The 14,240-nt window shown below is 64.6% G+C and carries 11 protein-coding genes; 9 read left to right on the top strand and 2 right to left on the bottom strand.

The genetic code is table 11. The features are described 5' to 3' along the window. Positions 1–57 precede the first annotated feature (57 nt). From pheS to NSO95_RS10065, 3 genes are read left to right on the top strand one after another with little or no spacing between them, the layout of a single operon-like run. Positions 58–1,185, top strand: coding sequence for a phenylalanine--tRNA ligase subunit alpha (pheS, locus tag NSO95_RS10075; protein ID WP_257596094.1), 1,128 nt, complete (start codon positions 58–60; stop codon positions 1,183–1,185). Next, the gene (pheT, locus tag NSO95_RS10070) at positions 1,182–3,584 is read left to right on the top strand and encodes a phenylalanine--tRNA ligase subunit beta (protein WP_257596093.1); all 2,403 of its coding nucleotides are present in this window, start codon (positions 1,182–1,184) and stop codon (positions 3,582–3,584) included. The genes pheS and pheT overlap by 4 nt, the downstream gene beginning before the upstream one ends. Then, complete coding sequence (locus NSO95_RS10065; RefSeq protein ID WP_257596092.1) at positions 3,581–4,324, top strand: SDR family NAD(P)-dependent oxidoreductase; 744 nt, start codon at positions 3,581–3,583, stop codon at positions 4,322–4,324. The genes pheT and NSO95_RS10065 overlap by 4 nt, the downstream gene beginning before the upstream one ends. Positions 4,325–4,333: 9 nt before the next feature. On the opposite strand, the gene NSO95_RS10060 is transcribed toward NSO95_RS10065, so the two are convergent. After that, on the bottom strand, positions 4,334–4,930 hold the full coding sequence (locus tag NSO95_RS10060) for a hypothetical protein (protein ID WP_257596091.1): 597 nt from the start codon (positions 4,928–4,930) through the stop codon (positions 4,334–4,336). Between the two features lie 145 nt (positions 4,931–5,075). Between NSO95_RS10060 and NSO95_RS10055 the strand changes: the two genes are divergently transcribed. The 6 genes from NSO95_RS10055 (at position 5,076) to NSO95_RS10030 (ending at position 12,602) form a co-directional block, all read left to right on the top strand. Next, positions 5,076–6,608 carry a peptide chain release factor 3 gene (locus tag NSO95_RS10055; protein WP_257596090.1) on the top strand — a complete coding sequence of 511 codons (1,533 nt, stop codon included), beginning with the start codon at positions 5,076–5,078 and terminating at the stop codon, positions 6,606–6,608. A 222-nt stretch (positions 6,609–6,830) separates the two neighbouring features. After that, positions 6,831–7,394, top strand: coding sequence for a pyridoxamine 5'-phosphate oxidase family protein (locus NSO95_RS10050; protein WP_257596089.1), 564 nt, complete (start codon positions 6,831–6,833; stop codon positions 7,392–7,394). A 13-nt stretch (positions 7,395–7,407) separates the two neighbouring features. Continuing rightward, positions 7,408–8,103 (top strand): endonuclease/exonuclease/phosphatase family protein, encoded by a 696-nt coding sequence (locus NSO95_RS10045; RefSeq protein WP_366519006.1) that lies wholly within the window; start codon positions 7,408–7,410, stop codon positions 8,101–8,103. Between the two features lie 148 nt (positions 8,104–8,251). Continuing rightward, entirely contained in the window at positions 8,252–8,590 is a 339-nt protein-coding gene (locus NSO95_RS10040; RefSeq protein ID WP_257596087.1) for a P-II family nitrogen regulator, read from the top strand. 29 nt (positions 8,591–8,619) lie between these two features. Then, positions 8,620–9,957, top strand: coding sequence for an ammonium transporter (locus NSO95_RS10035; RefSeq protein ID WP_257596086.1), 1,338 nt, complete (start codon positions 8,620–8,622; stop codon positions 9,955–9,957). A gap of 257 nt (positions 9,958–10,214) precedes the next feature. Beyond that, positions 10,215–12,602, top strand: coding sequence for a TonB-dependent receptor (locus NSO95_RS10030; protein ID WP_257596085.1), 2,388 nt, complete (start codon positions 10,215–10,217; stop codon positions 12,600–12,602). A gap of 48 nt (positions 12,603–12,650) precedes the next feature. Here NSO95_RS10030 and NSO95_RS10025 read toward each other — a convergent pair whose 3' ends face one another. Continuing rightward, positions 12,651–14,237, bottom strand: a complete 1,587-nt coding sequence (locus tag NSO95_RS10025) for a GMC family oxidoreductase (RefSeq protein WP_257596084.1) — start codon at positions 14,235–14,237, stop codon at positions 12,651–12,653. Between the last annotated feature and the right edge of the window lie 3 nt (positions 14,238–14,240).

The raw sequence follows: 14,240 nt of genomic DNA, 5'->3' as shown, positions 1-14,240 counted from the left end.
GCACCCCGGGGCGAATGCTTTGCCTTGCGGCGCGATTCCCGCTAGCGGGCCTTCGCCATGGACGAACTGAATAACCGTACCGAAGCCGCGGTCACCGCAATCGAAGCGGCGGCGACGCAGGATGTGCTCGAGGCGTTGCGCGTCGACGCGCTCGGCAAGCAGGGCTGGGTCAGCCAGCTGATGAAGACGCTGGGCCAGATGGCGCCCGAAGAGCGGCAGGACAAGGCACCGCAAATCCAGTCTGCCCGAGCGGCGGTTTCCGGCGCGATCGAGGCGCGCAAGGCAACGCTCGACGCGGTCGAGCTGGAGCGCAAGCTGGCCACCGAAACGCTCGATCTCACCCTGCCCGCGCCCGCAACGCCCAAGGGCAGCGTTCACCCGGTGAGCCAGGTGATGGACGAGTTGGCGGAGATTTTCGCCGATCTCGGCTTCGCGGTGAAGACCGGGCCGGAAATCGAGGACGACTGGCACAATTTCACCGCGCTCAACATGCCCGAGAGTCACCCGGCGCGGGCGATGCACGATACCTTCTACTTCCCCGACCGTGGTCCGGAGGTGGGCGGCAAGCCCACCCGCATGTTACTGCGCACGCACACCTCGCCGGTACAGATCAGGACCATGATGTCCGAAGGCGCGCCGGTGCGGATCATCGCGCCGGGCCGGGTCTATCGCAGCGACAGCGACGCGACGCACACGCCCATGTTTCACCAGGTCGAAGGACTGGTGATCGATCGGGGCATCCATCTCGGGCACCTCAAATGGACCCTCGAGACTTTCCTCAAGGCGTTCTTCGAGCGCGAGGATATCGTCCTGCGGCTGCGCCCGTCCTATTTCCCCTTCACTGAGCCTTCGGTCGAAGTCGATGTCGGCTTCGAGCTGGTCGATGGAAAACGGGTCCTTGGCGGCTCGGGCGATGCGCCGGGCCACGGGTGGATGGAGCTGCTCGGCTCGGGGGTGGTCAACCGCCGGGTGATCGAATTCGCCGGGCTCGATCCCGATGAATGGCAGGGCTTCGCCTTCGGTGTCGGTGTCGACCGGCTCGCCATGCTCAAATACGGAATGGACGATCTGCGCGCCTTCTTCGACGGCGATGCCCGCTGGCTGCGCCATTACGGCTTCAGCCCGTTCGACCAGCCGACGCTGTCTGGCGGGGTAGGGGCCAAGGAAACGGGGACGCGCGCATGAAGTTCTCGCTCACATGGCTCAAGGACCACCTCGAAACCGAGGCTTCGGCGGCGGAGATCGCGGCCAAGCTCAACGCCATCGGGATCGAGGTCGAGGGTCTCGAAGACCCGGCGGACCGGCTCGCCGGTTTCCGCGTGGCGAAGGTTCTCACCGCCGCGCCGCATCCCGATGCCGACAAGCTGCAGGTTCTGACGGTCGACACGGGTGAAGGCGACCCGCTGCAGGTCGTATGCGGCGCGCCCAACGCGCGCGCGGGCATGAAGGGCGTGCTTGGCCTGCCGGGGGCGGTCGTACCCGCCAACGGGATGGAGCTGCGCAAGAGCGCGATCCGCGGGGTCGAATCGAACGGCATGATGTGCTCGACCCGCGAGCTCGAACTGGGCGACGATCACGACGGCATCATCGAACTGCCGGAGGACGCCCCGGTAGGCGAGAGCTTTGCCGCCTATCATGGTGCATCGCCTGTGTTCGACGTCGCGATCACCCCCAATCGGCCCGATTGCATGGGGGTCTATGGCATCGCGCGCGATCTCGCGGCGGCAGGCCTTGGCACCCTAAAACCGATCACGATGCCTGCGTTCGACGCGCAAGGACCATGCTCGGTCGATATCCGTACCGACGATCCGGATGGCTGCCCGGCATTCTTCGGTAGAGTCATCCGGGGCGTTTCCAATGGCAGTTCGCCCGACTGGCTGCAGCAGCGATTGCTCAGCGCGGGCCAGCGCCCGATTTCGTTACTGGTCGATCTGACCAATTACCTGATGCTCGGCTATGGCCGTCCGGCGCATGCCTACGACCTCGCCAAGCTGACCGGCGCGGTGGTGGCGCGCCGGGCGCAGGACGGCGAACAGGTCCTGGCGCTCAACGAGAAGACCTACACGCTCGATCACACCATGACGGTGATCGCCGACGACAGCGGCGTGCACGATATCGCCGGGATTATGGGCGGAGAACACTCCGGCTGTTCGGAAAGCACCGCCGATGTGCTGCTCGAACTCGCCTATTTCGATCCCGACCGGATCGGCGCGACCGGGCGCAAGCTGGGGCTGACCTCCGACGCGCGCACCCGGTTCGAGCGCGGGGTCGATCCCGCCTTCCTCGACGACGGGCTGGACCTACTGACCGCGCTGATCCTCGAGCTGGCGGGCGGTACGGCGAGCGAGAAAATCCGCGCCGGTTCGCCGCCTAGCGAGCCCAAAGTGCTGGCGTTCGATCCTGCGCAGACCCTGCGGCTCGGCGGGATCGAGATCGATCCGAATGAGCAGCAGCGTATCCTGACCTCGCTCGATTTCGTGGTCGATGCTTCGGCCATGCCGTGGCAGGTCACCGCGCCGCTGCGCCGCCACGATATCGAAGGCCCGGCCGACCTGGTCGAGGAGGTCGTGCGCATTTACGGGCTCGACAAGGTGGCCAGCACGCCGCTCGACCGTTCGGACGGCGTAGCCCGCCCGACCGCTACCCCCGAGCAGCAGGCCGAACGCAAGCTGCGCCGTGCGGCGGCCGCCTACGGTCTCGACGAAGCGGTAACCTGGTCCTTCCTGCCGCCGGCCCATGCCGAACATTTTGTGGCGGAAGGCGAGGCGCTGTGGGTACTCGAAAACCCGATCAGCGAAGACATGAAGGCGATGCGCCCGTCGATGATCCCGGGATTGCTGGCCGCTGCCAAGCGCAATGCCGATCGCGGTGCGTCGGGCTCTCGGCTGTTCGAGATCGGACGCCGATATTTCCGCAATGCCGACGGGTCGAGCGACGAGAGGCCGACGCTGGGCGTCGTGCTCGCGGGTGAGAAGGACGCGCGCGGCTGGTCCAGCGGTAAGGCAAAGGGCTTCGACGCTTTCGATGCGAAGGCCGTCGCCGAAAGACTGCTGGCCGAAGCGGGCGCGCCGGTCGACAAGCTGATGGTGATGGGCGAGGCGGGGGCGCAGTTCCACCCCGGCCAGTCGGCCACGCTGCGGCTGGGGCCGAAAACGGTGCTCGCGCGGTTCGGCGCGCTGCACCCTGCGACGCTCAAGGCGTTCGATATCGACGGTCCGGTGATGGCGGTCGAGATCTTCCTCGACGCGATTCCGGCGAGGAAGGGCGGCGGGACGTTTGCACGCTCAGCCTATGCACCCCCGGCGTTGCAGTCGGTAATGCGCGACTTTGCCTTCCTCGTGCCGTCCACTCTCGCCGCAGGTGAGCTGGTGCGCGCGGTCAAGGGCGCGGACAAGGCAAGCATCGTCGACGCGCGCGTGTTCGACGTTTTCGCGGGGCAGGGCGTGCCCGAAGGCAAGACCTCGATCGCCGTAGAGGTTGTTCTCCAGCCGGGTGAAAAGAGCTTCAAGGACGAAGAGTTGAAGGCGATTTCCGAGCGCGTGGTCGCTGCGGCCTCCAAGCTGGGCGCGGAGCTGCGGGCATGAAGACCGCTTTCGTCACCGGGGCGACCGCTGGGATCGGCGAAGCCACCGTCCGCGCGCTGGTCGCGAGCGGGTGGCGCTGCGTCGCGACCGGGCGACGCCGGGAACGGCTCGATGCGCTCGTCGGTGAGCTTGGAGCGGACAAAGTCCACGCCGCGTGCTTCGATGTGCGCGATACCGCTGCGCTGGATGACGCTATCGCGAACCTCCCCGCAGATTTCGCCGGGATCGACCTGCTGGTGAACAATGCCGGGCTCGCGCAGGGTCTCTCGCCCGCGCAGGACGCCAGCCTCGAAGACTGGCAGACCATGATCGACACCAATGTGACCGCCATGGTGGTACTGACCCGCAAGATGCTGCCCGTGCTGATCGAGCGCAAGGGTGCGATCGTCGCGATCGGGTCGGTGGCGGGGAACTACATCTACCCCGGCGGCAATGTCTATGCCGGCAGCAAGGCCTTCGTGAACCACTTTACCCTCGCGCTGCGCGCCGATCTGCACGGCACCGGGGTACGGGTGACCAGCATCGAGCCGGGGATGGTCGAAACCGAGTTTACCCTGGTGCGCACCGGCAGTCAGCAGGCGTCGGACGATCTCTATCGGCGGGTGAACCCGATGACCGCCCAGGACATCGCGATGATGATCCGCTGGGTTGCGGAACTGCCCCCGCATCTCAACATCAACCGGCTCGAACCGATGCCGGTCAATCAGGATTTCGCCGGTTTTCGCGTCGCGCGCGACTAGCGCGACGCCCTATTCTACTACTTGAGCCTCGATGCTCTGCTCCCATTCGCGGTCGGCCTGGGCACGCTCGGCATCCCGCATCGACTGCTCCATGCTCTGGCCGGTCGCGACCGCCTCGTCGAACTGGGCCTGTATCTCGGGCATTTCCGCCATGGCCGCAGCCATCATCTCGCCCCGGAACTTCGAAAAGTCGAACGTGCGCCCGGTCAGCTTGGAGTCGATCGCCTCCTCCATCGCCCGCAGATAGAGTTTGGCAATCTGGGGGTGATCGTCGAACTTCTTCGCCACCGGATCGTTCGCATCGTCGGTCGGCCCGGCGATCGATAGCACGATCTTGGTACTCTGATCGTCGACCGCCTCGGTCGTGCCGATGAAGCGGAACAGCGCCTCGTTGTCTTCCGACACGGTCCACACGATCGACCCGTCCCCGCGCTGATAGGCGCGGGTAGAGGTCGCGTGGCTACCGAACAGGATCGCCGGCGGCTTCGCCGCGATCAGCTGCTGGCGCATCTGCTTGGCCGGAATCTGGTACACCGCACCCGGCTCTCCGCAGGAGGCAAGCAGCGCGGCACCGGCCAAGGCGAGAAAGACTGCACGAAACTTCATGTTCAACCCCCATAGGACATGAACTCGACGAATATTGGGACATTACTGAAAAACCGTAAAAAACTCGGCGAAATCTGCTTCGGGAAAGGGATGCTGCCGCTTGGCGATGGACTGGGTGGCCCCCCCGCGCTAAGGCGCGCGCCCGATGACCACCATCTCTTCCAACCGCCGCACCTTCGCGATTATCTCGCACCCCGACGCGGGCAAGACCACGCTGACCGAGAAGCTGCTGCTACAAGGCGGCGCGATCCATCTGGCGGGCGAGGTCAAGGCGCGCGGGCAGGCACGGCGTGCGCGGTCGGACTGGATGAAGATCGAGCAGCAGCGCGGGATTTCGGTCACGTCCTCGGTGATGACGTTCGAACGGGACGGGATCACCTTCAACCTGCTCGACACGCCGGGCCACGAGGATTTTTCCGAAGATACCTATCGCACGCTTACCGCAGTCGATTCGGCGATCATGGTGATCGACGCGGCCAAGGGGATCGAGCCGCAGACCCGCAAGCTGTTCGAGGTGTGCCGCCTGCGCAGCGTGCCGATCATCACCTTCGTCAACAAGGTCGACCGCGAGGGTCGCCCGGTGTTCGAATTGCTCGACGAAATCGCCGACATGCTGGCGCTCGACGTCTCGCCGCAGGCCTATCCGGTCGGCATGGGCGGCGAGTTCGAGGGCGTGCTCGATTTTGCCTCAGGATGCGTGGCGCGCCCGGAAGGGCCGTCGAAGGAATTTCTCGGCACGCGCGATTGCGATCCGGCGATCCCCGATCGCTTCATCGAGGAAATCGAACTGGCGCAGATCGGTTACCCGCAGTTCGACATTGACGCCTACCGCAATGGCGACCTGACCCCGGTCTATTTCGGATCGGCGCTGAAGAATTTCGGCGTGACCGAGTTGATCGAAGCGATTGCGCGCTATGCCCCGCCGCCGCGCCCGCAACCGGCGGGCGAGGAACAGATCAGCCCCGAGCGCGACGAGGTCACCGGCTTCATCTTCAAGGTGCAGGCCAATATGGACCCCAACCACCGCGACCGGATCGCCTTCATGCGGCAGGTCTCGGGCACCTTCAAACGCGGCATGAAGCTGACCCCGAGCGGGCTGGGCAAGCCGATTGCGATCCACTCGCCGATCCTGTTCTTCGCGCAGGACCGCGAGCTGGCCGACACCGCCGAGGCGGGCGACATCATCGGCATTCCGAACCACGGTACGCTGCGGGTGGGCGACACGCTGAGCGAGAAGAACGCCATCCGCTTCACCGGCCTTCCGAATTTCGCGCCCGAAATCCTGCGCCGGGTCCAGCTGCGCGACCCGACCAAGACGAAGCAGCTCCGCAAGGCGCTCGACGATCTGAGCGAAGAAGGCGTGATCCAGGTGTTTTACCCCGAGATCGGCGCGCAGTGGATCGTCGGGGTGGTCGGCCAGCTCCAGCTCGAAGTGCTGATCTCGCGGCTCGAGGCGGAGTACAAGGTCGAGGCGATGCTCGAAGCCTCACCTTTCGCCACCGCGCGCTGGGTCAGGGGTGATGCCAAGGCGATCGAGGAATTCGCGGGCTTCAACCGCGCCAACCTCGCCAAGGATCGCGACGGGGATGCGGTCTTCATGGCGCGCAGCCCGTGGGACGTGAACTACCAGCAGGAAAAGAACCCGGAACTGGTGTTTTCTGCGACGAAGGAAAGATAGTCGGTTCGCGCAGAGACCGCAGAGGAAAAGAGGGACGCAGAGAGGTTGCACTTGGCGGCGCAGCCACTCACTTTTCCATACGTTTCACCAAAGGGTGGCGTCTCGGACTATGATGGTGCCTGCGGCTCCTTGCTCCATCTCCGCGTCTCTCCTTTCCTCTGCGGTCTCTGCGTGAAACCCTTCTTCTTGCCCACGCGTGGTAGCCAGCGTAGGCTCTCGGATATGGCCGATTTTTCCGACACGCTCACCGACGCCCATGTCGCGATGATCGCGAAGCAGCCGGTGTTCTTCGTCGCGACTGCGGCAGAGGGCGCGCGGATCAACCTCAGCCCCAAGGGATACGACGCGTTCCGTATCCTCGCGCCTGACCGGGTCGCCTATCTCGACCTCGGGGGTTCGGGCAACGAGACCAACGCGCATCTGATGGCCGACGGGCGGATCACGGTGATGTTCTGCAATTTCGAGCAGCCCGCGCTGATCCTGCGCATTTACGGCCGGGGGCGGGCGGTGTTGCCGCAGGATCCCGAGTGGGAGCAGTTCGCCGCGCATTTCACCCTGCTGCCGGGTACGCGGCAGATCTTCGACATTGCGGTCGAGAGCGTGCAGACGAGCTGCGGCTGGGGCGTTCCCTTCATGGAGTACCAGCGCGAGCGGCAGACGCTGAAAAAGGCGCATGCCAACAGCAATCCGCGCGAATGGGCAGCAAAGCATGCGTTGCGGATTGCCAGCATCGACGGACTTCCGACGCGGCCGACCGACCGCTTTATCGCAGGCGAGGCGGACTGATCGAAGCTTGCAGTTGAAGTTCGCCACCTACAACATTCACAAGGCCGTCGGCACCGACCGGCGGCGCGACCCCGATCGCATCATCGCCGTGCTGCGCGAAATCGATGCCGACATCATCGCGCTTCAGGAAGTGGACCTGCGCATCGGCCAGCGGGCGACGGTGCTTTCGCGGGCTGCGCTCGACGATACGCCGTGGGTTCCGGCGGCGGTGGCGCGAAGACCCCGTAGCCTCGGCTGGCACGGCAATGCGATGCTGGTGCGGCGCAGTCTCGCAATCCTCGATGCCCATGCGCTGGACCTGCCCACGCTGGAGCCGCGCGGCGCGGTGCGGGTCGAGATCGAGTGCGACGGGCGGAGGGTTCGTGTCATCGGAACCCACCTCGACCTGTCGGGGCTGCGGCGCCGCGACCAGATTCGCGCCATATTGTCCGACATCGATGCCTGCACCCCGCCGTGCCCGACGGTACTGATGGGCGACTTCAACCAATGGGGCAACCGCACCGGCGCCATGCGCGAGTTTGCGCCGGGGTGGCATGTGCTCGATACCGGACGCAGCTTCCCCAGCCGCCAGCCGATTGCCCGGCTCGACCGGATCGTCACATCGGACGAATGGGGCTGCGTCGACCAAGGCGTCCACCACAGTGCCACGGCCGCACAGGCGTCCGACCACCTGCCGGTTTTCGCCGTCCTTGAATTGCCTAATAATTAGGCAATGCTCATTTTTTAAGCGAGTAATGTGCCCGCGCGCAACTTTCATGCGCTTCTGACGCTGCGGAATCGCGTTAATTTCAGAATGGCACGGATATTGCTGCATCTGCGAAGCCGGTGACTGTCCGGTACGTATCCAGGGGGCATCGATGAAATTCATCATCGCCATCATCAAGCCATTCAAGCTCGACGAGGTCCGCGAGGCACTCAGCGCAATCGGTGTCGCGGGCATGACCGTGTCCGAGGTCAAGGGCTTCGGCCGCCAGAAGGGTCAGACCGAAATCTACCGCGGCGCGGAATATTCGACCAACATGCTGCCCAAGGTGAAAATCGAGATCGCCGTTGCCGATGGCATGGCCGATCAGGTCGTCGAGACCATCACCCAGACTGCCAGCACCGAGAGCATAGGCGATGGCAAGATCTTCGTGCTGGACCTCGCGTCGGCCACGCGCATCCGCACCGCAGAAACCGGCGAGACCGCGCTGTGAGCCGCGCCAACGAGAAAAAGGGGACACCCATGATCCGCAAATTCGCCAGTGTTGCCGCCACATTCGGCGCCGCAGCGCTCTTCTCCACCGCGGCCTTCGCGCAGGACGCTGCCGAAGCGGCAGAGCCGGTAGCCAATCCGGGCAACAACGCCTGGATGATGACCTCGACGATCCTCGTCCTGCTGATGATCCTGCCGGGCCTTGCGCTGTTCTACGGCGGCCTGACCCGGTCGAAGAATATGCTTTCGACCATGACGCAGATCGGCGCGACCGCGTGTCTCGCCATGCTGATCTGGGTGATGTGGGGCTACTCGCTCGCCTTCGGCGACACGACCTACGAGGGCACATTGGGTATGTTCGTCAGCGGGGGAAGCTATTTCCTGATGGGAATGGACGCCTCCAGTACGGCAGCGACCTTCACCGATGAAGTCATCAGCAAATATGTCTTCGTCAGCTTCCAGATGACCTTCGCTGCAATCACCGCCGCGCTGATCCTCGGCGCCACGGCAGAGCGTATGAAGTTCGGCGCGGTGATGGCCTTTGTGCCACTGTGGCTGACCATCGTCTATTTCCCGATCGCGCATATGGTGTGGGCGGGCGGCGGCCTGCTGTTCGAAGACGGCGCGCTCGACTTTGCCGGCGGCACTGTGGTGCATATCAATGCCGGTGTTTCTGGTCTCGTGCTTGCCTACCTGCTCGGCAAGCGTCGTGGCTATCCGTCGGAGCCGATGCCGCCGCACAGCCTGACGCTGACCATGGTCGGCACCGGCCTGCTGTGGGTGGGCTGGTTCGGGTTCAACGCCGGCTCGGCACTCGAAGCCGACGGCTCCGCCGGTCTCGCCATGATCAACACTTTCGTTGCCACAGCCGCCGGGGCACTGACATGGATGGTAATCGAGAGGATTGCCGGTCACAAAGGTTCCGCGCTCGGCTTCTGCTCCGGCGTGATCGCCGGACTGGTCGCAGTGACACCTGCGGCAGGCAACAGCGGTCCGTTCGGTGCAATCCTGCTCGGTATCCTTGCGTCGACCATCTGCTACTTCGCGGTGGCCAAGGCAAAGGCGAAGTTTGGCTACGACGACTCGCTCGACGCCTTCGGCATCCACGGCATCGGCGGCATCGTCGGCGCAATCGGCACCGCTGTGGTCTACCAGCCTTTTCTCGGCGGACCAGGCGATGGCTCGACTGCGCTTGGTGCACAGCTCGGAGTGCAGGTCTTCAGCGTTGTCGTCACGATCGCATGGGCCGGAATTGGCACTCTCATCGCCGGTTACCTCGTCAAGCTCACCGTGGGCCTCCGGGTCGATGAAGAGAGCGAAGTCAACGGGCTCGACATCTCCGAACACGGCGAGCGCGCCTACAACTAACACCAAGGTTCGGCGGGGCCGGGAGATCCTCTCCCCTCCCGTTCCCGCCGCACGACGTTCCTCCTGCGAACACAAAACTCGGAAGGGCCGGAGCCAAGCGCTCCGGCCCTCTTTTTTGCCCTTCTTGGTATGTGGCGGTTTGGTGACAGAGTCGAAGTATTCGCGCCGGTGCATCCAGTAGATATTGAACGCTGCGACCAAGCGATTCACCATCCTTGCCAGCGAAGCAGAAAAAACTGCCGCCTCAGGAGGATGTCATGCAACTCTCTCACGTCAAAATTCAACGCCATCGTCGCGCACTGTTGCTAGCAGGTTGCGCATTCGCTGTGTCTGCCACTCCCGCCTTCGCACAGGATGGTGCGGGCACCGACGAAGACGATTTCATCATCGTCACCGCGACCAAGCGCGATTCGACGATCCAGGACGTGCCGTTCTCGATCAATGCTCAGACCCAGGAAGACATCCAGAAGTCGGGCGCGGTCACGCTGGAGGATCTGTCGCGCAATGTCGCCGGCCTCTCGGTGCAGAATCTCGGCCCGGGCCAGAGCCAGGTCTCGGTGCGCGGCGTTTCTGCCGGGCAGGTCGTGCGCGACCAGCCGGGGGTCAAGGAACAGGTCGGCGTCTATCTCGACGAATCGGTGATCTCGCTATCGCTGTTCACGCCCGACCTCGACCTGTTCGACCTCAACCGCGTCGAAACCCTGCGCGGCCCGCAGGGCACGCTGTTCGGTTCGGGTTCGGTCGGCGGTACGATCCGTTACATTACCAACCAGCCCGAAATCGGCATCACCGAAGGGCTGGTCGAAGGCAATCTCAACCTCGTCGACGGGGACGACTTCGGCTATCACCTTAAAGGCGCGGTCAATGTGCCGCTGGGGGACAGCACCGCGGTGCGCGCCGTCGGCTATTTCACCGAATACGGCGGCTTTATCGACGCCCAGGGTCCGGCGGGCGGCGAGGATGTCAATGGCGGCCAGCGCTACGGCGGCCGCATCGCAGTGAAGTTCGAGGTCGCGCCGGATGTCACCATCACCCCGCGGCTGGTGTACCAGAAGGTCGAGGCCGACGGCTTCAACCGGCAGGAAATCTACAACCTCTACGCCAATCGCTTCACCACCACGCGACCGCCGGTCCAGCTGGGCGAGCGCGAGCAATACCTGCAGTTTCGCGAGGCTTTCGTCGACGAAACCTGGCTCGGCGATCTGGTGATCGACGCGACCTGGGGCGACATCAATGTCGTCTCCGTGACCAGCTATACCAATCGCAACATATTAGTCAGCCGTGATGCCAGCGCGCTGACCGGTTCGGTCTCGGTCGATCTCGGCTATCCCAATGCCGGCGTGCTGTTGCCGTCCAATCTGCGCGACACCACCGATCTCGAAAGCTTCACGCAGGAACTGCGCCTGGCTTCGGCCTACGAAGGTCCGTTCCAGTGGGTGTTCGGCGGGTTCTACTCGGACACATCGCGGTTCTATCGCCAGCGCCTGCCCACGCCGGGCTATGCGGCGGTGACCGATGCCACGCTCGGTGCCGGGACTTCGGCGGCGGTCGCCAACGGCTTCGCCAATCTCGATTCGCCCTACAACGCCGACCTGCCCTACGATATCAGCCAGTTCGCGATCTTCGGCGAAGGCACCTACGCGCTGACCGATGCGTTCGACGTGACCGTCGGCTTGCGCTATTACGACTTCACCGAGGAGCGGCAGTTCATTTCCGGCGGGCTGTTCGCCAATGGCGACAACCGGTCGGACAAGACGCGGTCCGACGGGTTCAGTCCGCGCATTCTGCTCAGCTACGATGTCAGCGATGCGGTCACTCTCAACGCGCAGGCCTCGAAGGGCTTCCGCCTCGGCGGGGTGAACGATCCGCTCAACATAACCCTGTGCTCGCCGGCCGACGCGGCGCTGTTCGGCGCGTTCCAGGACTATGACGACGAATCGTTGTGGAACTACGAAGTCGGTGCCAAGGCGCAAGGCCGCGGCTTCTACGCCAATGTCGCCGGGTTCTACAACGATATCAAGAACCTGCAGGTCACGCTCGATGCCGGTAGCTGCTCGTCGCGTATCGTGTTCAACGTCCCCGAAGCGCACACCATGGGCGTCGAGGCGGAGTTCGGGGTGTCGCCGGCGGACGGGCTCGATTTCATCTTTGCGGGCAGCCTGATCGAAGCCGAGTTCGACACCACGCTCCCCGGCGCGCTGACCGCAGCGACCGGCATCCGCGAAGGCAACCGCCTGCCATCGGTGCCGAAGTTCCAGTTTTCCGCGACGGGCAGCTACGAATGGCCGGTGGGCGAGAGCGCCGATGCCTATGTCTCGGCCAGCTTCTCGCATGTCGGGGCGCGCTACACCCAGCCGGCAGACCAGGAAAACAACCCGCGCACTTTCGTCCACGGTCTGCCCTTCGGCGGGGCACCGGCGAACGCTGCGACCACGGTCGATCTCGAATTGCCCGATTACCAGCTGCTCAACCTGAGCGCCGGGGTCGACTTCGACAGCGGATTGTCGCTGGTGGCCTACGTCAACAACGTGTTCGACGAGAACGCCCTGCTGTCGTTTGACCGCGAACGCGGCGGGCGCGCCCGGCTCGGGTATACCGTAGGGCAGCCACGGACCTTCGGGGTCACGGTTCGCCAGAGCTTCTGATCGGAACCAACGGGAACGGGGGCCGGGGCTTGCGCTCCGGCCCCCGTTCTATTTGAGCGCAGCCTTGACGAAATCGGCGCAGCGCTCGCCGATCATGATCGAGGGGGCATTGGTGTTGCCGCTGACGATCTTGGGCATGATCGAGGCGTCGGCGATCCACAGACCCTCGATCCCGCGTGCCTTGAGCGCCGGGTCGACCACAGCGGAATCGTCTGCGCCCATCCGGCAGGTGCCGACCGGATGATAGACCGTGTCCGCCCGGTTGCGGATCATCTCGTCGAGCGCGGCATCGTCAGCCAGATCGACCGGGTGACGATCCTTCGGCGCATATTCGGCTAGCGGCCCACTGTCGACGATCCGGTGCGACAGCCGCACGCCGCCGCGCATCACCGCCATGTCCCGCTCGTCGGCGAGGAAGTTGGGGTCGATCAGCGGGGCATCCGCCGCGTCGCCCGAACCCAGTCGTACCATCCCGCGACTTTCGGGCCGCAGGACGCAGGCGTGGAGCGAGAAGCCATGCCCCTTCACCTTCTCGCGCCCGTGGTCTTCGAGCACAGCGGGGACAAAGTGCCACTGCACGTCGGGCGCGGGGCTATCCGCCATCACGCTCCAGAACCCGCCGGCCTCGGCATAGGGGGTGGTCATAATCCCGGTGCGCTTGCGGCGGTGCTCGATGATCGCCTTCGCCATCCGCGCGGTGCCGGCCAGGCTATCGCCGATGGGCACGGTCGATTCGGTCTCCCAACCCGAAACATAGTCGATATGGTCCTGCAGGTTGGAGCCGACCTCGGGCTTGTCGAGAACCACCTCGATCCCGTGTTCCTTCAGATGTGCGGCCGGGCCGATCCCGCTCAGCATCAGTATCTGCGGCGAATTGAACGCGCCGGCGCTGAGCACCACGCCGCCCTTTGCATGGAGCACCTCGCGCTTGCGGCCCTGCCGGATCGCTACGCCGGTCACCCGCCCGTTCTCGATCACCAGCTTCTCGACCAGCGTCTTGGTGCGGATGTGGAAATTGCCCTGCTCGCGGATCGGCTCGACATAGGCGCGCGCTGCAGACCAGCGCTCGCCGCCCCGCTGGGTGACCTGATAGAGCCCGAAGCCGTCCTGCCGCTCGCCATTGAAATCGGCATTTTCGCGCAGCTGCAGCGCTGCGGCGCTTTTCACGAATGCATGGCTGGTGGGATTGGCCCATTTCTGGTCCGACACGAACAAAGGCCCCGCATCACTGTGGTATTCGTCCGCCCCACGCTCGTTGCTCTCCGCCCTTTTGAAATACGGCAGGACATCGTCATAGGCCCAGCCGGTGCAGCCCATCGCGGCCCAGTTGTCGTAGTCCCACCGGTTGCCGCGGATATAGACCATGGCGTTGATCGCCGATGACCCGCCCAGCCCCTTGCCGCGCGGCTGGTAGCCGATCCGGCCGTTGAGGCCCTTCTGCGGCACCGTCTCGTAGCGGTAGTTCGAATTCTTGAGCAGGAAGGGCATGAAGCCCGGCGTCTTGACCAGGACATTGTTGTTCCGCCCGCCTGCTTCGATCAGGCACACCCGCCGCGTGCCGTCGACCGCCAGCCTGCCGGCAACCGCGCTGCCCGCGCTGCCACCGCCGATGACGATGATGTCGTAATCCGCCATGTC

The organism is Parerythrobacter lacustris (genome assembly GCF_024626475.1).
Taxonomy (GTDB): Bacteria; Pseudomonadota; Alphaproteobacteria; order Sphingomonadales; family Sphingomonadaceae; genus Parerythrobacter_A; species Parerythrobacter_A lacustris.
Note: the sequence above shows the minus strand (reverse complement) of the source record. Positions and strands in the feature narration are given on the sequence as shown.